The 19,825-nt window shown below is 68.4% G+C and carries 17 protein-coding genes; 6 read left to right on the forward strand and 11 right to left on the reverse strand.

The genetic code is table 11. The features are described from left to right. Positions 1 to 56: 56 nt before the first annotated feature. The 8 genes from Ssi02_RS34370 to Ssi02_RS34405 all read right to left on the reverse strand — a co-directional run bounded on the left by Ssi02_RS34370 (position 57) and on the right by Ssi02_RS34405 (position 8,893). Complete coding sequence (locus tag Ssi02_RS34370) at positions 57 to 311, reverse strand: Txe/YoeB family addiction module toxin (RefSeq protein WP_204031881.1); 255 nt, start codon at positions 309 to 311, stop codon at positions 57 to 59. Then, positions 308 to 568: a type II toxin-antitoxin system Phd/YefM family antitoxin gene (locus Ssi02_RS34375; RefSeq protein ID WP_204031883.1), complete on the reverse strand. Its 261-nt coding sequence runs from the start codon at positions 566 to 568 to the stop codon at positions 308 to 310. The genes Ssi02_RS34370 and Ssi02_RS34375 overlap by 4 nt, the downstream gene beginning before the upstream one ends. 118 nt (positions 569 to 686) lie before the next feature. After that, a complete protein-coding gene (locus Ssi02_RS34380) occupies positions 687 to 1,841 on the reverse strand; it encodes a Gfo/Idh/MocA family protein (RefSeq protein WP_204031885.1) in 1,155 nt (384 codons plus the stop codon). Beyond that, positions 1,835 to 2,887, reverse strand: a complete 1,053-nt coding sequence (locus Ssi02_RS34385) for a nucleoside hydrolase (protein ID WP_204031887.1) — start codon at positions 2,885 to 2,887, stop codon at positions 1,835 to 1,837. The genes Ssi02_RS34380 and Ssi02_RS34385 overlap by 7 nt, the downstream gene beginning before the upstream one ends. Positions 2,888 to 2,891: 4 nt before the next feature. Beyond that, positions 2,892 to 5,966 carry a carbohydrate binding domain-containing protein gene (locus Ssi02_RS34390; RefSeq protein ID WP_204031889.1) on the reverse strand — a complete coding sequence of 1,025 codons (3,075 nt, stop codon included), beginning with the start codon at positions 5,964 to 5,966 and terminating at the stop codon, positions 2,892 to 2,894. Next, the gene (locus Ssi02_RS34395; RefSeq protein ID WP_204031891.1) at positions 5,966 to 6,775 is read right to left on the reverse strand and encodes a carbohydrate ABC transporter permease; all 810 of its coding nucleotides are present in this window, start codon (positions 6,773 to 6,775) and stop codon (positions 5,966 to 5,968) included. The genes Ssi02_RS34390 and Ssi02_RS34395 overlap by 1 nt, the downstream gene beginning before the upstream one ends. Then, positions 6,768 to 7,604, reverse strand: coding sequence for a carbohydrate ABC transporter permease (locus Ssi02_RS34400; protein WP_239130262.1), 837 nt, complete (start codon positions 7,602 to 7,604; stop codon positions 6,768 to 6,770). Before Ssi02_RS34400 ends, Ssi02_RS34395 begins: the two co-directional genes overlap by 8 nt. Positions 7,605 to 7,645: 41 nt before the next feature. Next, positions 7,646 to 8,893 (reverse strand): ABC transporter substrate-binding protein, encoded by a 1,248-nt coding sequence (locus Ssi02_RS34405; protein WP_204031896.1) that lies wholly within the window; start codon positions 8,891 to 8,893, stop codon positions 7,646 to 7,648. 146 nt (positions 8,894 to 9,039) lie between these two features. Here Ssi02_RS34405 and Ssi02_RS34410 point away from each other — a divergent pair, with 146 nt between their 5' ends. After that, positions 9,040 to 10,230 carry an ROK family protein gene (locus Ssi02_RS34410; protein WP_204031898.1) on the forward strand — a complete coding sequence of 397 codons (1,191 nt, stop codon included), beginning with the start codon at positions 9,040 to 9,042 and terminating at the stop codon, positions 10,228 to 10,230. Between the two features lie 51 nt (positions 10,231 to 10,281). Further along, positions 10,282 to 10,626, forward strand: a complete 345-nt coding sequence (locus tag Ssi02_RS34415) for a hypothetical protein (RefSeq protein WP_204031900.1) — start codon at positions 10,282 to 10,284, stop codon at positions 10,624 to 10,626. Between the two features lie 94 nt (positions 10,627 to 10,720). On the opposite strand, the gene Ssi02_RS34420 is transcribed toward Ssi02_RS34415, so the two are convergent. The 3 genes from Ssi02_RS34420 to murJ form a co-directional block, all read right to left on the reverse strand. Next, the gene (locus tag Ssi02_RS34420; RefSeq protein ID WP_204031903.1) at positions 10,721 to 13,567 is read right to left on the reverse strand and encodes a hypothetical protein; all 2,847 of its coding nucleotides are present in this window, start codon (positions 13,565 to 13,567) and stop codon (positions 10,721 to 10,723) included. Positions 13,568 to 13,729: 162 nt separating this feature from the next. Next, complete coding sequence (locus Ssi02_RS34425) at positions 13,730 to 14,359, reverse strand: GNAT family N-acetyltransferase (protein ID WP_204031905.1); 630 nt, start codon at positions 14,357 to 14,359, stop codon at positions 13,730 to 13,732. 72 nt (positions 14,360 to 14,431) lie between these two features. After that, entirely contained in the window at positions 14,432 to 16,069 is a 1,638-nt protein-coding gene (gene murJ / locus Ssi02_RS34430) for a murein biosynthesis integral membrane protein MurJ (RefSeq protein WP_275410788.1), read from the reverse strand. Positions 16,070 to 16,369: 300 nt separating this feature from the next. Between murJ and Ssi02_RS34435 the strand changes: the two genes are divergently transcribed. The 4 genes from Ssi02_RS34435 to Ssi02_RS34450 are packed head-to-tail and all read left to right on the forward strand — an operon-like array spanning position 16,370 to position 19,672. Next, a complete protein-coding gene (locus Ssi02_RS34435; protein ID WP_239130263.1) occupies positions 16,370 to 17,221 on the forward strand; it encodes a hypothetical protein in 852 nt (283 codons plus the stop codon). Between the two features lie 35 nt (positions 17,222 to 17,256). Next, positions 17,257 to 17,619 carry a BlaI/MecI/CopY family transcriptional regulator gene (locus Ssi02_RS34440; protein WP_204031910.1) on the forward strand — a complete coding sequence of 121 codons (363 nt, stop codon included), beginning with the start codon at positions 17,257 to 17,259 and terminating at the stop codon, positions 17,617 to 17,619. Beyond that, entirely contained in the window at positions 17,616 to 18,485 is an 870-nt protein-coding gene (locus Ssi02_RS34445) for a M56 family metallopeptidase (protein WP_204031913.1), read from the forward strand. Before Ssi02_RS34440 ends, Ssi02_RS34445 begins: the two co-directional genes overlap by 4 nt. Positions 18,486 to 18,499: 14 nt before the next feature. Beyond that, a complete protein-coding gene (locus Ssi02_RS34450) occupies positions 18,500 to 19,672 on the forward strand; it encodes a DegT/DnrJ/EryC1/StrS family aminotransferase (RefSeq protein ID WP_204031915.1) in 1,173 nt (390 codons plus the stop codon). Positions 19,673 to 19,825: the final 153 nt, after the last annotated feature.

Raw genomic sequence — 19,825 nt, forward strand, 5'->3', positions numbered from 1 at the left:
CCAACCTTGCTTTCGGATCGCGCTAACCGATGCGTTCAAAGGGGCAGCATGAGCGCTCAGTAGTGATAGCGCGCCTGGAGCATGATCAGTTGGTTGTCGCGAGGCAGGTAGACGAGGCGGTGTTCCTCGGTGATGCGACGGGACCACGCTCCTTGGAGCGCGTGTTTGAGAGGTTCGGGTTTACCGATGCCTCCGTATGGGTCGCGTAGGGCGTCTTCGATGAGCCGATTGATCCGTTTGAGGACCTGCCGGTCGGCGGAAAGCCAGGAGGTGTAGTCCTCCCAGCCCTCAGGAGTGAAGGACAGCTTCACTGCTGTGCGGCGGGGTCAATGAGGTCGCGGATCTCATGCCGGCCTTCCACGGCATTCAGGTAGGACGCGATGAGGCGGCGCATGTTGGCCGGGGAGCGGAGAAGATGAGCGGTCTCCGCCAGCGCCTCGTATTCCGCGGCGGGCACGAGATAGGCGCGGTTGTTCTTGGCCACGATCTCTATGGCCGCACCGTTGTCGTTCACCTCGTCGATGAGCGGGAACAGCCTGCGCCGGGCTTCACTTGCGTTGATGGACATCAGGAGCCTCCCTTTAGGCGCGGTACCAGATATCGTACCACTCTCCTGTCTGGAATCACCGCGAACGGCCTCCGAACCTCCGCCGGCACCGAGGTGGCCGTCGGCGGCAGGGAGCCTGTCAAGGTTGTCCCGCGTCGAAGTAAGCGCGCACGTCCGGGGCGACCGCCGGCACCACCTGCGGCGCGGAGCCCGAGCGCAGGGACGTTGTGGCAGCGACACCCGCGGCCACGCTGTCGCGGGCGGCGACCGGTGAGGTGGCGAGCGCACGCTTCCCGAGGAGAAAGCCGAGAAACTCTTCGACGATCGCCACATCCGCCCCACCGTGGGTGCCTTCTCCCGTGGGGATCGGTATGACCCGGTCTCCCGCGCCGTTGTACTCCGAGCGGGAGTTCCACAACCGTACGACCCCGCCGTCAGAGTCGCCGAAGTTCTCCAGTCTCCCCTCTGTTCCGATCACGGTGTAGTTCCGCCAGTAGTCGGGCGCGAAGTGGCATTGGGAGTAGTTGGCGAGCACACCGTTCCCAAGCCGCATGGACATGATGGAGACGTCTTCCACGTCGATCACGGGATTGAGCCCGGTCTGGGTGAGCGGCGGCCAGTTGTCGTAGCTGGCCAGGCGCCCCATCAGCCGGTCGGAGTTGTCCTGCCGGTCGGCGATCCCGCCGTACACCATGAGGTCGCCCATGGCGACGACCTCGACGCTGGAGGCGCCGGACAGCCAGTGAATGACGTCGATGTCGTGGCTGCCCTTCTGCAGGAGCAGGCCGGTGGTCTTGGCCCGTTCGGCGTGCCAGTCCTTGAAGTAGAAGTCGCCGCCGTGCCCGATGAAATGACGGCACCACACCGTTTTGACCTCGCCGATCGTCCCCGTGTCGATCAGGTCCTTCATGAGGCGCACAACCGGCATGTGGCGCATGTTGTGCCCGACCGCCAGCCGGGTGCGGGTGGCCCGGGCGGTCGCCAGGATGGCGTCGCAGTCCGCCACGGTGGTGGCCATCGGTTTCTCAAGGTAGACCGGGATGCCCGCCCTGAGCAGGTCGAGGGTGACCGTCGCGTGGGTGTGGTCCGGGGTGAGCACGAGGGCGCCGTCGAGGTCCAGTGCCGGGAGGCGGCGGTGGTCGTCGACCACCTGCGCTTCGGGGAAAGCACGTGCGGCGCGCTCGCGGCCGGCCGCCGAGTTGTCGGCCACGGCGACGATCCGGCCGCCGCCGGGCCCGACATAATCCGCGAGGGAGCTGCGGGCTCCGGCGCCCACGACACCGATTCTCAACATGTGTGCTCTACCTCCTGTGGGTCGACGGCTGTCACGAGCGGGCCGTTTGGCCGCTCCTCAGTGAGTCCCCAGGGCCTGAGCGGGGGCCGTTCCAGGTAGTCGTCGACGGCGGCGGCGAGGACGTCGGGCGGGGCGACGGCGATCGCGTGGCGATGGCGCCCTCCGGGGTGCGCCACCCATTGTGTACGGCCGGCGAAGTCGGCCGAGACCGTGCCGGGAGAGCTCCACCGGATGAAACCGGGGAGGTCGCCGGCGGCCAGGAGGACGGTCAGCGGGTCCCAGCTCGGCCTGCCGTTGCCTTTGCCACTGTGCAGCGCGTAGGCGACAGCGACGGGTGTGGCCGCGCTGTGCCGGGTGTGGAGCCGCCGCCCGGTCACCACGTCGGCTGCCGCCTCCCAGCCGACGAAGTCGACCGGCCCCGGCCACCCCTGGAGAAAGCCGGCGGTGTGTGCGGGGTCATGCGCGAAGTTGTGCTCGGCGGGGAGCCCGGAGGGGTCGTGCGCGAAGTTGTGCTCGCTGGGGAGGCTGGACAGGGAGTGCTCGCCCACGCGCGAGGAGGCGGAACCCCCACCGAACCGGCCGCCCATGACCAGCGTCCGCACAACCGTGCGGCGTACAAGCTCGGCCCCGTTCAGCGGACTCCACTCGTCCGGGCCGGAGCGCAGGAGGTCCACCAGGTTGCCGTAGTACCCGATCGACACCAGTGTGACGCCGGAGCGCGCCGCGGCGAGCGCGGCCCGGAGCACGCCGACCGCCTCCCGCGGCGCCCGGCTCCGAGCGATCTCGGGATGCATACGGCTGATCGCCCTGGCGTAGTCCTCCGGCCCGATCTCGGTGCCGACCGGGTGCCGGACGCCGACCGGCAGCCCCGGCCTGCCGTAATAGGAGTTGATCACGCGCGCCGCGCTCTCGCTCCAGTGCCCGCAGGTGTTGATCCCGATCGCGAGCAGGTCGAGCGCCCCGGCGTCGCTCAGTGCGTGCGCGACGGCGAGGGCGCCCGCGTCGTCGACGTCGTCGCGCAAATCGGTCTCGATGATCACGCGCACGGGTTCAGCGCCTGCGGGCGATGGTGATGTCGTCAATGGAAAGTGCTCCCCCAAGGTGCATGCCCCAGATGAGGCGATAGTCGGTACGGTCGCCCGTGGTGAAGGTGACCGAGCGGGTGACGATCCGGCCGAGGGGGCCGCGCCAGCGTGTCACGCCGACGTCACCGGCCGGTCCGGCGTCCTGCGACCGGACTAGGAAGTAGAAATGGCCGGAGGGGCCCGGCGCGGCGCTCGCCTTCGCCGAGAACTCAACCCTGTACTTCGTGCGGGGTTCGAGCGTGATGTGCGCCGGATCGGAGCAGAGGACATCACACCGGTCGACGTTCCGCTCGGCTGTGCCGTACGCGGAATAGCGCCCGGAGACCACAGCCGTCTGCGTGATGCCGTTGCCGGTCCCGCCGGGTCCCTGGGTGAAGGGGCCGAGGTCGCCGGTCTCGAAGTCGAAGCGTACGCCGCCGCGCACGAGCGGGTTGCTCCTGGTGAGAAGAAGAGTGTCGCCTTTGTTGAGGGTGAACTGCGCGGTGGTGACGCCGGTCCCGACCAGCCGGTCGGCTCCCGTGTCGTAGACGGGTTCGGGGCGTGGCAGCCTGATGGTTTTGGTGCCCGTGGTGGCGGCGTGCAGACTGATCCACGAGGCGTTCACCTCCAGCCCGTCGCCGCCGTCGGTGTAAAGCCAGACGCCGGCGTCCGCGTAGACCTTGCGGAGCACCGGCACGGGGAGCGGCGGCGCGCTCGCCAGCACGGAGGTCCAGCCGTTCATGGCCTTGCCGGCGATGACCGGCCGCGGCTTCGGGCCGGTGGACCGGGCAAGGGTGGTGAAACCGGTGCCGGTGGGGTGGAAGAGCGGGTCCAGCGCGATCTCACCGCCGTAGGTCGCGGTGTCGCCGGGGAAGACGACCGGGTCCAGCCGGTAGCTCACCGGCGGCATCCCGGCGTTGGCGATCTTGGTGACGACGATGTCGTCGACGGCCACGCCGCCGCCGTTGTGAACCCCCCAGATGAGGTAGTAGTCGGTGAAGTTCTTGAGGGTGAACTCGAACTCCTTGGTGCCGCTGTCAGTCCATTGGTGCACGCCGACGTCCTGAGGCACCCCGCCTGAGGCCGTACGCGCCAGGAAGTAGAAATACGCGCCGGCTCCGGGTGCGGTCAGCGTCCGGGCGGAGAAGCGCACGCGATAGCCGGCGTTGGCCTCCAGCGGGATGTCCGACGGCTTGCTGAACAGGAATTCGTGCCAATCGGTGGTGCTCGGTGCCGAGCCGTGCACCTCTCCGGAGACGATCGTCCCCGGCCCGTGGTAGCCGGTGCCGTTATACGTGCCGGACTCGAAGTCCTCGACGTCGAGTGGCGCCGACGGGTCGGGTGGCGGGCCGCCGCTCGCGGTCACCAGGTCCAGATCGAAGCCGGTGAGGCTTTCGACGTCGGCTTTCGACAGGCCCGCCCGGTCGGCGTAACCCGGTGCCCAACCCCACACGAGAGTGCGCCCCGCGGACTTCAGTACGGCTATCGCCGCCCTTTGCGCCGCGTCGAGCCGGAAGGCGTCGGGGAACACATAGACCTTGTAGTGGCCTGGCACGCGGCCCTCGACCAGGTCGTCGATCACGTAGCGGTCGAAGGGCGCGCCCGCTTTGCTGAGTTCCCCGAGGCCTTGGCGGCTGGTGAGCGAGGGCCCTTCGTAGAGCTTGGCGGTGGTGTCGGTGTCGCCGGCGAGGGCGAACTCGGCGGTCGGCACCGAGATGACGGCCACCTCCGAGACACGTTGCCTGGGCAGGTTCAGCGAGTAGTCACCCCAGCGGTTGAGCCGGGTGAACTCGGCGCCGAAGGCCGGGTCGGCGTACCAGAGCCCGGAGGAGTGATCCATGTACCACATGCCGCACGCGTGGGTAACCGCCTGGCCGAAGGCGCGGCGGACGAGGCCGAGCGACTCGGCCATCGTGGTCGCGTAGACGAAGGACGTGCCCGGCGGGGCCAGATGGGTGCGGTCGTCCGCCTCGTCGATGAAGAGTTTGCCGTGCAGGGCGAGGCTCTCGGTATAGGTACGGAAGGCGCCGTCGTCGCCGGGGGCACGCCGATAGTAGGAGTGGGGCGAGGTCACCATGTCGACGTCGCGGATCCTGTGCAACTCGGCGACGGCGCGGTGGTGCTGCTCCTGGGGCAGGTAGCCCTGGTCGGGGGAATATCCGTACAGCACGGAGACGAGCAGCCTGCCGCCGCTCTCGTCCTTGACGATCCGGGCGAAGTGCGCGATGGCCTCGGCTGTGACGCGGTGGTAGGTCTCGTAGTAGTCGAGTACCCGCTGTGAGGTGGCGGGGTCGCGGAAGAGTCCGACGCTGCGGGCGCGCCGGTCGGCGGCGGTGGGAATGGCGGCTCCGGAGAACGTCGCCGCCGGATCGTTCCAGGCCGAGCGGAGCCTTGTGACGTCGTCGCCGTATTTCTCCCGCAGATCGGCGATCCATGCCCGGCGCATCGCCTCGCTGGTGTCGGGCAGGTATTCGGCGTTGTAGCACAGCCATTCGCCGTAGAGGCCGCCGGCGATGGTGACGCCCATGACGCGCCTGCCCTCTGGGCCGTCGAGCAGGTGGCGGACCATGGAACGGAGCATCGCCCCGGCCTCCTGCCGCCAGGTGAGCGAGGCGAAGGAGGCGTCCCGCGGGATGCCTGCCGTACCTGGGGTGATGGCGTAGTCGACCACGTCGCCCGGGTGGGTGTCCAGCCACCACGACGGCGCCCACAGGTGCAGGCGCGGCAGGGCGTAGCCGGAGGGGGCGTGCTCGGCGAAGACGCGCATGACGCGGTCGATGACGGTGAAGTCCTGCTGTCCGGGGCCGGTCCAGCCGAGGTCGAGGAAGCTGGTCTTCTCGATGAAGGAGAAGAATTCGAACGGCGGGGCGTCGGCGGCGGAGATCTCCTGCTCGAACAGGTACATCGGGAAGCGGGGCACGTCGTTGACGAACAGGCAGGGGCTGCCTCGGTGCGGTCCGACGCGGAAGCGCGGGGGAGCCTTGGCGGTGGCGAGGGCCGGATCGACGAGGGCGACGAGTAACGGCGCGGTCATCGCACCGAGGAAATGGCGTCTTTTCATCATTTGAGTCCTGAGAAAGCGATGCCCTCGATGACACGGCGCTGCATCACGAGGAAAAGGATCACGATCGGCAGCATCGCCATCAGCGAGGCCGCGAGCATGGAGGGGAACTGGGTTCCGTGCTCGCCGGTGAAGGAGGCGAGCCCGACCGACAGCGGCATCATGTCCTGGCTGTTGACCACCACCAGCGGCCACAGCAGCGACGACCACGACGCCATCACGGTGAGGATGGCAAGCGCGCTCAGCCCCGGCCTGGCCAGCGGGAGCATGACGTGCCAGAACACCTGGCCGGGGTTGGCGCCGTCGAGCCTGGCCGCCTCCTCCAGCTCCCTCGGCAGCCCGAGGAAGAACTGCCGCATCATGAAGATGCCGAAGGCGTTGACCAGGCCGGGCACCACGATCCCGGCGAAGGAGTCGAGCCAGCCGAAGCTCTGCACGGTCTGGTATTGCGGGATGAGCAGCAGCGTGCCCGGCACCATGAGCATCGTCAGGACCAACGCGAACAGCGGGCCTTTGGCGTAGAAGCGCATCCTGGCGAAGGCGTAGCCGCCGAGCGCGCACAGCACCAGCGTGGCGACGGTGGTGAGCACGGTGATGACGACGGTGTTGAGCAGTTGGCGCAGGAAGGGGATCTGCGCGAACACCGCGGCGTAGGCGCCGAGGTCCCACTCGGTGGGCCAGAGGGTCGGGGGAACGGAGGTGATCTGGTCGTTCGTCATGAACGTCGCCAGCACTTGATACACGAAGGGCGAGACCATGATCAGGCCGCCGCCGAGCAGGACGAGGTGAGCGCCGAGGTGTTTACGCATAGTGCACCCATCTGCGCTGCAGCCTGAACTGGAGGGCGGTCAGCAGCGCGATCAGGGCGATGATCACGATGCCTATCGCGGTGGCGTAGCCCTTGTCGTTGTGGAGGAAGCCCTCGCTGTAGAAGAAGTAGACGAGCGTCTGCGATCGTTCGGCGTTCGGGCCGGTGCCGAGCATGACGAAGATGAGGTCGAACACCTGAAAGCCGCCGATGAGGGTGAGCACGGTGACGAAGAAGAGGGTCGGCGTCAGCAACGGCAGCGTGATCGAGCGGAACTGCCGCCAGGGCGTCGCGCCGTCGATCGCCGCGGCCTCGTAGAGCTCGGGCGGGATGCCGTTCAGTCCGGCGCTGAAGACGATGATGTTGAAGCCGAGGGAGAGCCAGATGCCGACGATCGCGACGGCCACGAGCGACACCCCCGGGGTGGACAGCCAATAGGGCCCCTGGATCCCGAACAACCCGAGGAAGGCGTTGATCAGCCCGAAGTCGCCGCTATAGAGCATGCGCCAGACGATGGCGACGGCCACCGGCATCGTGACGACGGGCAGGAAGTACAGAGCGCGATAGAGAGCCCGCAGGCGCAGACCCGGCCGGTTCATGAGCGCCGCGAGGTAGACGGCGATCGGCACGTTGAGCATGACGATCAGCGTGTAGATCGCCGTGTTCCCCAGGGCGAGTGTGAAGTCCGGATCGGACAGCAACCGCTCGTAGTTGTCCAGCCCGGTCCAGCGGACCTCTCCGAAAAAGCTCCACGTGGTGAAGCTGTAGTAGAGCGTGCGCAGCAGCGGCCAGAGGAAGAAGATCGCGAGCGGCACCAGGATCGGGGTCATGAAGATCCACGGCCATACACCGTCGTGCCTGCGGGCGGACATCACTTGGGCTCGGCGGCGAGGACGTCGTTCATGGCCGCCGCGAGCTGCTTGCACGCCTCTTCGACCGACAACTCGCCCCGCCATGCCTTGGTGAGATATTCGTTCTCCAGCTTGTTCCACGCTTCAGCGGAGATCGAGGCCGGGTACGGCGCGGCGTTCGCGGCCTGTTCTGCGAAGAACGTGAGGTCCCACTGAGGGAAGGCGGCGGTGAAGCTGCCCGAGCTGCCGTTGAAGGCGGGGATTCCAAGCCCCGCGGCGCCGAAGAGCTCCTGGGCGGTTTTGGAGCCGAGGAACGCCTGGAAGGCCTGCGCCGCCTCCTTGTGCTCGGACTGGGCCGACACCGCGTCGGCGCCGCCCTGAACCGTGGTGACCAGGCCTGAGCTGCCCTTCGGCATGGGCGCGACGGCGAAGTCGCCGGCGAGCTTGGCGTCCTTGAGCGTGTTGACGTTCCACGGACCGGACCACATCATCGCGAGCTTGCCCGAGGTGAAGTATTGCGGGACGGGGGTGTCGGTGATCTGCTGGACCGACGGTGAGACGCCCTCCTTGGCCAGGTCGACCCAGAGCTTGATCCCGGCGATGGTCTCCGGACGGTCGTAGCCGGAGCGCCTCTTGTCGGCGGAGACGACCTCGCCGCCGGATTGGTAGATCGTGTTGTAGTAGGTCTCCTGGCCGGTCCACGGGGCCGCCGCCGCACCGAAGACGTCCAGCTTCTTGGAGATGGTCCGGGCGGCGTCGAGGAAGTCCGCCTGCGTCCAGCCCTTGCGGGGGTGGGCGACGCCGGCCTTGTCGAAGAGGCGCTTGTTGTACCAGACGCCCATCGTGCCGATCTCCCTCGGCGAGGCGTAGAGCTTGCCGCCGGAGGTGTAGCTGTCGATCAGCCCCCGGGGGAAGTTCTCCGCGGGAAGCGAGGTGATCGGTTCGAGCGCTCCGTTGGCGGCATAGAGGGCGGCGTTGGGCTCGTTGACCCAGAACACGTCGGGCAGGCTCTTGCTCGACGCCTGCGTTTGAAGCTTGGTCCAGTATTGCTCCCAGGGCAGTGCCTGGATATTGACGGTGATGTCAGGGCGCTGCTTGGCGAACGCCGCGATGATCTCCTTGTACGGCTTGAGCGCGTTGGCGTCCCATATGACGTAGTCGATGCCGACCGGGCCCTTCTTCTCCGCCGGGGCGTTGTCGGCGGCACACCCGGACAGGACGAGACAGAACGCGACCGCTGCGGCCGCTGCGGCGAGGTGACGGTTCATAGCTGCGACCTCTACTTAATTAACAAACTTGGCATGTAAATTACGCATCAGTCCGCCAAGCGTCAACCCTCCAATCCACCAGCATGGCCTGGACCAGCGCGCTAGGATAAATAACCAACTTGCCAAGACAACCCTGCGGGAGACCCATGCCCTCCGTGCCACAGGGAGCAGGTGACCGCTCGCTCCTGCGCCGGATCAACACTCACGCGGCGCTGCTCAGGTTCCGCGAGCGGCCGCACACGGTCAGCGAGCTGGCCGAGCAGCTCGGCCTGTCCCGCACCGCCGTCGAGGACGTGGTGCGCGATCTGGTCGACCTCGGCTGGATCGTCCAGCTCGACGAGCCCGCCCGCGACGCGCGCCCCGGCCGTCCGGCCAAGAGCTATCGCTTCGCCGCCGAATCCGGCCACGTGATCGGCGTCGACATCGGCGTGCACAAGATCCTCTGCATCGTGGCCGACCTGCGCGGCGAACCCCGGTCATCCCGCAGGGCCGAGGTAGGCGAAAACGCCCCCGCCCAGGAACGCCTCTCCCTCACCGACGCGGTCGTGCGCGACTGCCTGCGCGCGGCGCGCCTCGACATGGACGACGTGTGGTGCGCCGGCATAGGCTCACCGGGCGTCATCGGCAAGCACGGCACCGTCGATCGCTACGGCGGCAACGGCCTGCCCGGCTGGATCGGGCTCGACCTCGCCGCGGAGTTCAAGGCCCGCTGGGGAATGCCGGTCCACGTCGACAGCGACAACAACCTCGGCACCATGGCCGAACACTGGCGCGGCAGCGCGCGCGGCGCCCGCGACGTCGTCTACGTCCTGTCCGGCAACCGCACCAGCGCGGGCATCCTGATCAACGGCGCCATCTACCGCGGCCACCGAGGAGCCGCCGGACTCGTCGGCGCGCTGCCGCAACTCGGCTGGGCACAGGCCCCGGCCCACGTGGAGGCACTGGCCGGCTCGGGCATCGAACCCGCCCGTGAGGCCATGTTCAGCGCCGCACGCGAGGGCAACCCCCTGGCGCTGGCCGCCCTGGACGGCTTCGCCGCCGACCTCGCCACCGGACTGGTCGCCATGGCCCTGGCGGTCGACCCCGAGCTCATCGTCCTGGGCGGAGGCGTGTCCCGAGGCGGCGACGTCATCCTCGACGCCATCCGCAAACACGTCGAGCGCCTCCACGAACACGCCCCACGCCTCACCCTCTCCTCCCTCGGCGACGAGTCCGTCGCACTCGGCGCCGTCAAGGCCGCCCTCGACAGCATCGAGGCCGGCCTACTGTCCGCCGTGGAAACCGCCCCCGGCTTCCCACCCCCTTCCCGAACCACCTTCACCAAGGCGACCACATAGGCGTGTGCCGACGATGCCCCGGGCCGGTGGGCGGCTACTCCCGTAACCTCAGTGGCCACCTGGCCGACGCCCAGCCTGGCCACCCTGCGCGAGGCATTCGCCGTAGCCCCCGGACTCACCGCCGCACGAACGGTCGTCCTGCGCACCAACCGAATCAACGCCTACGGCCGGGTCGAGGTCGGCTGCATGCTCGCCGGCCGCTTCAAACGCCACTCTTTAGAGGGCGTGCGATGGAACCCCGCCGACGCCGCCACCGTGGTCAACAACATCGCCGACCACCTCCTGTTCAACCCAAAGGGCACCGCCAAGGAGCCACACCCACTCGACCTATACACCGAGCCCGAGCTGCAGGCATTGGTGAACGCGGTCGACCTGAGGGAACTGACCGCCCGCTGACTCATCACCGCCCTCGACGAGCACGTCACACCGCTGATGAACGCGTTTTTGGAGCGGTGCGTCAGACAGTCGGCCCCCTCCACCGTTAAGCCGATCAGGTTTCCCGGGTCAGGAGTTGGTGGAGGTTCCGGCAGGCGCGGATCAGCGAGGTCGAACCGCGCTTCTTCGCGTGGGTGGCCACCTCGGGGAGCTCACCGCGCGCGTCGGCCCACGTGGCGATGTCCGTGGCCAGCACGACGGCGTCGGTGTGCAGACGCCGGGCCCGCTCGCCCTCCCTTGGAAGGAAGACGGCCAGGAAGTGGCGCAGGATCGTCCACACCTCAGCGTGCGCGCCCCGCTTGGCGGCCAGCTCCAGGGAGGGCAACGCGGGGTCGGCCTCGTAGCGGGTGCGGTGGCTGAGCAGGCCCAGCAGGTGGCCCGTCTTGGCGGCGGGGAGCGCGCTTTTGGCCGCCAGCTGAAGCAACGGGGGCACCGCGTCGTCGCCCTCCAGGGTAAGGAAGTAGGCCAACACCAGGGCCGTCGCCGGGCCGGACGTGCCTTCGGCCAGGGCCAGGTTGCGGAGGTCGTCGATCGCGATGTCGGGCGGGTCGAAACGGTCGATCAGGCCGATCGCCAGATGGGCCGCCGCGAGCTCACGGTGGTGGGGCATCATGCCAGGCCAGAAGTGACGTGACACACGCCGGAACGGGCGCATCCCGGGCGCGGTCAGCAGGGCGTCGAGGTGGGCGAGGCCGGTGGGCGCCACGGGTTGCCAGCTCACGTTGGCGATGCCGCGCTGGTCGAGGACATCGTCGTCGTATGGCACGACGCGGGAGCCGAGGTCGAGGGTCCAGGTCAGCTTCACCTCCGGGGTCGGGGGCGCGCCCCGCTCGAACCGGCGGGCCACCGCCGCGGCCGCCGCAGAGCCGATGCCCTTCGCGCGTTCGGCCAGGTCGGGGGCGGGATCGGGCGCGATGCGCAACAGGGCCTGTTCCAGGTCCAGCGGGAGCGGTTCGCAGCCGGATTCCGCGCACACGGCCAGGCGGTTGAGCAAGGTCTCGGGATCGAGGTGGCCGTCGGCGCGGGTGGGGGTGGCCAGCAGCACCGGGGGCAGGGCGCCGGCCTTCGCGGCACGCAGGAGTTCGTCGAGGCGGGCCAGGAGGAAGGCGTGGGGACGGGCGCACTCCCGCGGGTGGGGGAGACGGTTCCAGGGGGCGGGCGCAGGTCGCGCCTTCGGATCGTAGAGGTCGTGGAGGTCGTAGGGGTCGGTCTGGACGTCGGTCGTCCGCAGCATCTCCTCCTGCACGTAGTCGGGCATCTCGTGGAGCGGGACGATCCTGCGGAGGCCCGGGAACAGCTGAAAGGCCGCGGCCGCGACGTTCACCATGCCGTCGTACAGCGCCTGCCCGAGATCGCCGGACAGGCCGGGGAAGGCCTGCTCCGCGTCGGTCCGCTGCTCCTCGGAGACCGTCTTCCGGTACGGCGGGAGCCGCCTCGGCGGACGGGACCCGGGCGGCCCCGGATCCTCGCCGGGGTTGACGAGTTCTCTGGCCAGCGCGGTGCACCAGTCACGCGGGGACTGCCACGCCGGCGCGTCGTAGAGCACCGGCCGCAGGTGTTCGCCGAACCGCCGGGCGAGCGTTTCCCGCAGGGAGTCCGGGTTCGTGTATGCCTCCCGGGTGACCGCCGCCAGCCACGCCTCGACGTCGATCCAGCCGATCTCCTCCGGAGGGCCGCTCTCCAGGCCGGAGGTGGGGAACGGGCCGGGGACGGTGGCTTCCGGCAGGCGGCCGGGGGTGAAATCGCCGGTCCAGCCTTCGGTGAAGCACTCGAAGAGCGGCCGGGCCGAGGCCGGGGGCAGCAATTCGGCCGCGTCCAGGATCGGGGCGGGATCGGTGACGTGGTCGGCGTATTTCAGGGTGAGGGCAACCGCGCGGTCGCGCACCTCGTGAGACGCGTGCGAGAACGCGTTGGTCAGCGCGGTGACGTGGTCGGTCACACGTTCCGGTGTGGTGGAGAGGTCGCGGTCGAGCCAGGTCAGGCCCTTCACGGCGAGCTTGGCCTCTCGGCGGAAGGTCATCGCCTCGACGGCCTCGGCGACATCTTCCGGGGCGAGCCGCGCCCGGCGCACCTGCTGCCAGGCCAGCTCGGCTACCGGGCCCGGCGCGGCGGGCAGCAGACGCAGATAGTCGCGCAGCCGCCCGGCCGACTCCTCCGGCGTGGGCGCGACAAGCGTGTGCAACCGTACGAAGAAACGCAGGTCCTGCGCGTCACCGCCGAGCAGGAAACGGCTCACGCACCCGGTGATGATCTGCTCGCGCGGCAGCGTGCGGGCCACCAGGGCCAGCCGGCGGGACGGCTTCGGGGTGAGCGTCTCGTTGAGCAGCGCCCGGCCCGCGCCTGCCGCCTCGAAGATCTTCGGAAGCAGGTGGGGCGTGAGCGGGTCCTTGGCCACGCCCACCGCCGACAACCAGGCAGCCACCAGCGGCTCGTGGTCGGGTGGGGTGGCCTCGCTGTCGCGAAGCAGTTCCAAGGCCAGTGGCACGATCCGGTCGCCGGGACGGCGGATGCGGCGCGCGAGCCGTACCGCCAGATCGGCACGCCAGGCCATCGGGCGGCCGGAGACCGCCTTGACCAGCCGGTGCGGGCTCGGAGCGCCGGACCAGCGGGAATTGAGGTCGCGCTTCATCAGCCAGGTGGCCGCCCCAGCAGGGCCGGAAATGGTCGCCGCGCCCACCATCATCAGCACCTCGGACCGGGCGGAGACCTGGCTGTCGGCGGTCCAGCCGAAGGCGTCCCAATCGGCGGCCGGGCTCTCGCGGAGCTCGGCGAGCAGGCCCGGCAACTCGGCGGCGACGGTGGCCCGCTCCGCGTCGGTGAGCTTCGGCAGCCGCAAAGCCAGGCCCTCGGCGTCGTGGTTGAGCACGAGATTCCTGATCTCGGTACGGACGTCAGAGGTCATGACGTCGCTCCCGTCAGCTGGGAGCAGGAGGGCGCGGCGTACGTGTACGCCCGCGTCGCTGAAGTCATGGCCGGGACACTAGATCCCCCCACCGACAAACCGGCGCGCCAGATGTCGAGGAGATGAAAAGATCCTTCTCGCCCAGCCTCCGGGTGCGGCGGCTCATAAGTCCTTGGCGAAGGGAATCCATGTTCCGCCTTCGCTGTCGCGCAGGGATTCCTGCTCCTTCCAGCCCAGGTTGGTATAGAACCGGCGGGCGTCGACGTTCGACGGGGCCATGTGCAATCGAAGGCAGCCGACGCCGTGCACCTTGGCGATATCGACGAAGCCGGTGACGAGCCTGGATCCGACGCCGTGGCGGCGCATCGCCTGATCTACGGCGAGGTGGCTGAGGGTTCCGGTTCGCTCGGCCGGCGTCTGGCCGGAGGTCTCCTGGGTGGCGTGGCGCAAGCGCTGGGCATAACGCTGAGCTCGGGTCCGGACAAACTTTCCGGCCAGCACGGGGTGCAGCAGCAGCGATGCGGCGCCGGCCCGGGCCAGTCGCCAGCCCTCCAGATGGGCGACGTGGCGGCGGTGGACCTCGGCGTCGGTGCAGCCGACCAGAAAACCGGCCAGTTGTCCACCGACCTCTGCGACCAGGGCGACCGCCGCCGGGCTGGTCAAAAAGGTCCGATAGTAGCGCCGCAGGAAAGTCTCGCCCAGCTCCACGAAGAAGCCCTGAGCGAGGTGGTCCTGGTGCAGGCGGATGACGGCCGGGACATCACGCAACTCCATAACGCGCAGTGTCGCCATCCGTGCCCGTGACGGGGGAAACAGGGACATGGCGACAAGCTACTACATGTGTAATAGATTGCGGTCGCGAAATCACTGGCGCCCGCGCAGGCGTCGCCACGCCCCGGAGAGAAGGGGATCGACCTCGCGCACGCCCAAGGCACGCGCCGCCATGTACGCCGGAGGCAGGCCGAGCAAACAGGCGCCCGCGATCGCGAGGAAGGCGATGAGCGCTCCACGATCCGCAGAACTCCAGGCGGCCAGAACGCCGGCTCCGATCAGCGGTGTGGCGGCGACGTAGAGGCGGGCGAGCAACCCGGCGATGGGACCGATGCTGAAGCCGGACACTCTTCGTCTCAGCACGACACCCGCGATCACGCAGCCCGATCCATAGGAGCACATCAGCCCCGCCGCTATCCCGACGACGACACGGTCGGCCGGAAGCAGCGCGGAGGCGCTCACGGCCACTATCGCGTGCACGCACAGGTTGGCGGCGGCCAGGAGTGCGGGCGTCCGGGTGTCGCCTAAGGCGTAGAAGACGCGGAGCATGAGCTGGAAGAGGGTGAAGAGCGGCAGGCCCAGCGCCAGCACCACGAGGATGTGCCCGATGGTCGCGGCGTCGGCCGCCGACGTGGCCCCTCTGGCGAAGACGAGTTGCGCCAGCGGTGCGGCGAGCATCGCGAGCGCGAGGGATGCCGGGATCATGGCCAGGGCCGCCAGGCGGGCCCCGGCGTGGAACTCCGTACGCAAGTCGTCCAGTCGGCCGTCCGCCACGTGCGCGCTCATCTTGGGCAGCAGCGCCGTGATCAGTGACACCCCGATCACCGCATAGGGCAGCTGGAAGAGTTGGTAGGCGTAGTTGTAGCTGCTCAGCCCGGCTCCGGTGCCGGCCGCGGCGGTGGCGCTGACGGCTCCCGCACGGTTGGCGAGGTTGGCGGTGAGGACGAACCCGAGTTGGGTGCAGCAGACATAAGCGAGCATCCATCCACCGGCGCGTACGGCCTCCCCCAAGCCTGAACCGGCCAGGTCCAGCCGCAGTCGCCGGCGGAATCCGGCCCTGGTCAGAGCCACCACCAGCACCACGACCTGGATGAGCATGCCCGCCACGGTGCCGGCGCCCAGCAGTGCGATCTCCTGGCCGCTGAGCTGCTCCGGCTCGGCACCCGGTCCGACGGCGAGGAAAAACGCCGTTCCGATGGCGACAACCACGAGATTGTTCAAGACCGGTGCCCAAGCGGCGACGCCGAACCGGCCGCGGGCATTGAGCAATGCGTTGCACAACCCGCTGACGCCGACGAGGAAGACCTGAGCCAGCAGCCAGCGGGCAAGCAGTACGGACACATCGGCCTGAGCCGGGGTGAAGCCGTCGGCGTACAACCGCATCAGCCATGGAGCGCATGCGATCGCGGCTGCGGTGAGAACCGTCAGGGCGATGAGGAGGACGGTGCACAACCGCTGTTCTGTCGCACGACCATCGTCTTCGTCCCCTCGACGCCGTTTGATCAGGAGGGGGACCAGCACGCCCGTCATCAACCCGCCAAGCATCAGGTCGTACAGCGAGAACGGGATCGTGTTGGCGGTGATGTAGGCATCGCCCAGCAATTGCGTGCCCAAGGCGGCGGCGAGGACAAGTGTCCTGGCCAGACCGGTGACCCGCGATGCAAGCGTGCCCAGGGCCATGACCGCACCTGAGCGCAGAAAACCGGTGGGGGTAGGAGTGCCGCCCCTCATGGGGGCGCTTGCCTTGCTCTCGCTGGAAGTGGCCGCCTCCTGCTGGTCCAGGGCGGCGATACGAGATCTTTGCTCCACGCCTCGGCAAACTATCACAGGCGTAGTAGAAAGATGGGTGAGTGGACGAACCGACTATTACATATGTAGTAGATTGACCTCGTGTCCCGTTCCCCGGCGGCTGGGCCCGCCCTTTGCGTGGCGTTGCTGATCGGCATCGCCGGCTGTGGAATGCCGTCAGGCGCTGGGGCATCACCCGCCCGCGAACCTGTCATCACCCCTTCCTCCGTTCCCTCCGCAAGCATGCCCCTGGCCCTTCCCGCGGTGACGCCGTTCATCGTTGAGGCCGACGAGCCCGCGAGGGATGTCAAACGAGCCGCCGTCAGATACCTCGAAGCGCTGCTGACCTATCCGGCGGGCGGTGGATCCGTGACGGCGAGCCGGTCCCGATTGGCGGGGCGCGGGCTCGCCGCCAACGGCGTCGCGACGGCGGCCCCCTTGCTGGACAGCACGGGTTCCGGGACGGTGCAGGTGATTTACCCTCAGCTCGGCGGTCTGACCGCGGACCGCGCCTCGATCATGGCCGTGGCACGGGTGTCGACGCTGCGCGGCCGGCGGCTCTCCCAGCGGACCCGGGTGCTGGACCTGCGACTTGCCAAACGCGAAGGCAGGTGGCTGGTCACCGGGTTGTCCTCGACAGGAGGCCGACCACCGAGCCGGTCGACATCAGGAGACCTCGCCGACCGTGTCCTGTCCTCCAGGAAAATCGTCCTGTCCGACACCTCTGCCTGGGACATTCAGGCCGGCCGGGTGGACGATCGGCTGTTGCGCCTGCTGTTGCGGCTTTCCCGCAAACACACGCTGTCGGTGTGCGTGTTGTCCACCGGCCATCCGCAGAACGTGTTCGGCGGCACGTCGGTGAGCAACCACATCCGCGGACGAGCCGTGGACATCTGGGCGATCGACGGCACACGGGTCTCGGCCTACGCCCGCCGGCCGGACGGCGAACGCAACCCGGCTTGGCGCCTGATGAGCCAGGCGATGAGTCACGGCGCCAACGAGATCGGCGGACCCTGGGCGTTCGCGGGGCGATACGGTGCGAGCTTCACCAACACGGTGCATCAGGATCATCTGCATCTCGGATTCAAACGATGACACCTGGCACTGATCAGAGAATCGAGGTCCATTCGATGTCGCGACGGAGGCTGGGACAACTCGAGGCCGAGGTACTGGCCGTGCTCGCCGGCGCCGGCGGGTTCCTTTCGCCCCAGGAGATCTGTGACCGCCTGGACGGCGAGCCCGCATACACCACTATCAACACGATTCTGTTCCGCCTGCTGGACAAGCAAATGGTGGAACGCACCAAACATGGGCGGGCCTACACATATCGGCTCACCGCAGATGAGTCCGGGCTGGCCGCCGAGCGCATGTTCGGCCATTTGCGCCTGGCGCACGACCCGTCGGCGGTGCTGAGCCAGTTCGTCCATGGGCTGAGCCCGCACGAGGAAGCCGCCTTGCGCGCACTGCTCGAGGATCCCGGGGGTGAGACGTGAGCCTGGAGATCTACCTCCCGGTCGCACTACTAAGCATGACGACCATGTTGCTGGCCTGGCGGCAGCCGCGCATGCACCCCGCCTGGCACGCACGGGTGCTGGCCGTGTTGATCGGGGCCACGGCCCTGGCAGTGCTCGGCGTGCTGGTCTTCATCATCATGATCGCGCTCGGCCCGCTGGAAAGGACCAACGCCACGGTCTTGGGCCGGGTTCTCATCGGCCACGAGAAGGTGCCCAGCCCTGTCGCGGCAGTGGTGTGCGCGATCCTGCTGATGATCGGCGTCGCCGTCGCCCGCACAGTCGCGAAGTGGCGCCGGGAACTGCGCACAACCAGAGCACTCGGCACGGGCGTCGTGGCCGACGTGCGCCCGTTCGCCTTGGCCGTGCCGGGCAGGGATGGCGGGGTCATCCTTTCCAGCGGACTGGTCGGCATGCTTTCACGGCGCGAACTCGAAGTCGTGCTGCGGCACGAGATCGCGCACATGAAGCACCGCCATCACCTCTACCTGGTGATCGGCACCATCGCCACAAGAATCTTCCCCCCACTGATCTATCCTCACCGCGCGCTGTGCTATGCCGTCGAGCGCTGGGCCGACGAAGAAGCCGCCGTCGCGGTCGGAGACCGCACTCTGACGGCACGCACGATCGCCCGGGTCGCCCTGGCTCAGTCACCGGCGGCGCCTGGGCCGTCTCCGGCGCTGACCGGCTCGCATGTCTCCCGCCGGGTTCTGGCCCTGATGGGACAGAGCCCGCCGGACAATCGCATCAGTGGCCCTGTCTTGCTCAGTGGCGCCTGGATGGCCACGGGAAGCGCCATATCACCGGCCTTGAGCCACCAAGCCAGTCTCCTGCTCGTGCTGCTGTGATTCCGAGGACGCCGATGTTCGAACGCCTGGAAGCGGAATTCACCTCTCGCCTGGGACGCGAGTGCCTCGCCGTACCGTCGAACAGGCTCGGTCTGTTTATGGTGCTGAAGCACCTCATGCCCCCCGGCGGTCGCTTGCTGATGTCACCCCTGTCGGCCGATGAAATCCTCTTCCTGGTGCTCGCCGCCGGGCTCCGGCCGGTGATGGCACCGCTCTGCCGCCGCAGCGGCAACATCGATCCCACCCGAGTGGACGAACTGCACTTCGACGGAGTGCTGACCACCAACCTGTACGGCGTGCCCGACGACGTCCTGTCCCTCGGCAAGACCTGCGCCGAACGCGATATCCCCCTCATCGAGGACGCCGCGCACGCTCTGCAGACCACTGTCGCCGACGCCCCCATCGGCACCTTTGGCGCCGCCGGAGTGTTCAGCCTCTCCAAACATGCCGGCGCGGCCCCCGGCGGCGTGATCGCCATGTCGTCTCCGTCCCAGCGACCGGCCCTGCTGGAAATGCGCGAACAGTGGTCCACCGCTCGATACAGGGCGGTGGAACTCACCGCCCTGTTCAAGGCGATGGCTCGCAACGCGCTGGCAGGAAGCATGTTCTCCAGGCACGCATGGCACATGGCGCGTGCCCTGAACATGATCGAGCACCGTGAAGGCCATCGCATCGCCCTGCGCCGCGCCGCCCTCGCCGCGAGACTGAGCGCCTCAGCCTCCTCGTCGTCCGGGCCAGGCACCCTAAATTCATGGATCCAGGCCGACAACCACCACTACCGCATGACAGCCGGCATCCTCGTCGAGAACTACGCACTGCGCAGACTCAAAGCCCTGGACCTGCAGCGGGAACGCCGCTTGGCGGGCGTGGCCCGCCTGGCCGGCCTCCCGACAGCCGCTGCCGCCGTGCGCGACCATGTCGACCAGCCACTGTTCCGGGTCCCATTGCTGGTCGAAGAACGCGAACGCGCCATCACGGAGTTACGGCGACAGGGCGTGATCATCGGCTATATCTACGACCCACCTTTCGACGACTACGCCCGAGACCTCACGGAGCCTTCCCCGTCCCCGCAAGCGGCACGCTGGTGGGCACAGCATGTGCTGCCCATCGACCCGATACAGGCCGACCGCGCTTGGCCCGTACTCTCCAAATTCTCCGCCGCGGACCTCCCCGCCCTCCCCATTTGAGAGGCAGCCTCACCAAAGGGGCGTGCACCTGCGGGCTCTTCCCTCCTGAGGCCGTCATCAGCCAGCCCTTCCCGATCGAAGTTACAGCTTCGAAGCCTAGTTATAGCTTCTTACTTTCGCTATTGACGTCCACGGAGAGGCGTTATAGCCTCT

Origin of the sequence: Sinosporangium siamense (assembly GCF_016863435.1) — a bacterium.
In the GTDB taxonomy this organism is placed as follows: Bacteria; Actinomycetota; Actinomycetes; order Streptosporangiales; family Streptosporangiaceae; genus Sinosporangium; species Sinosporangium siamense.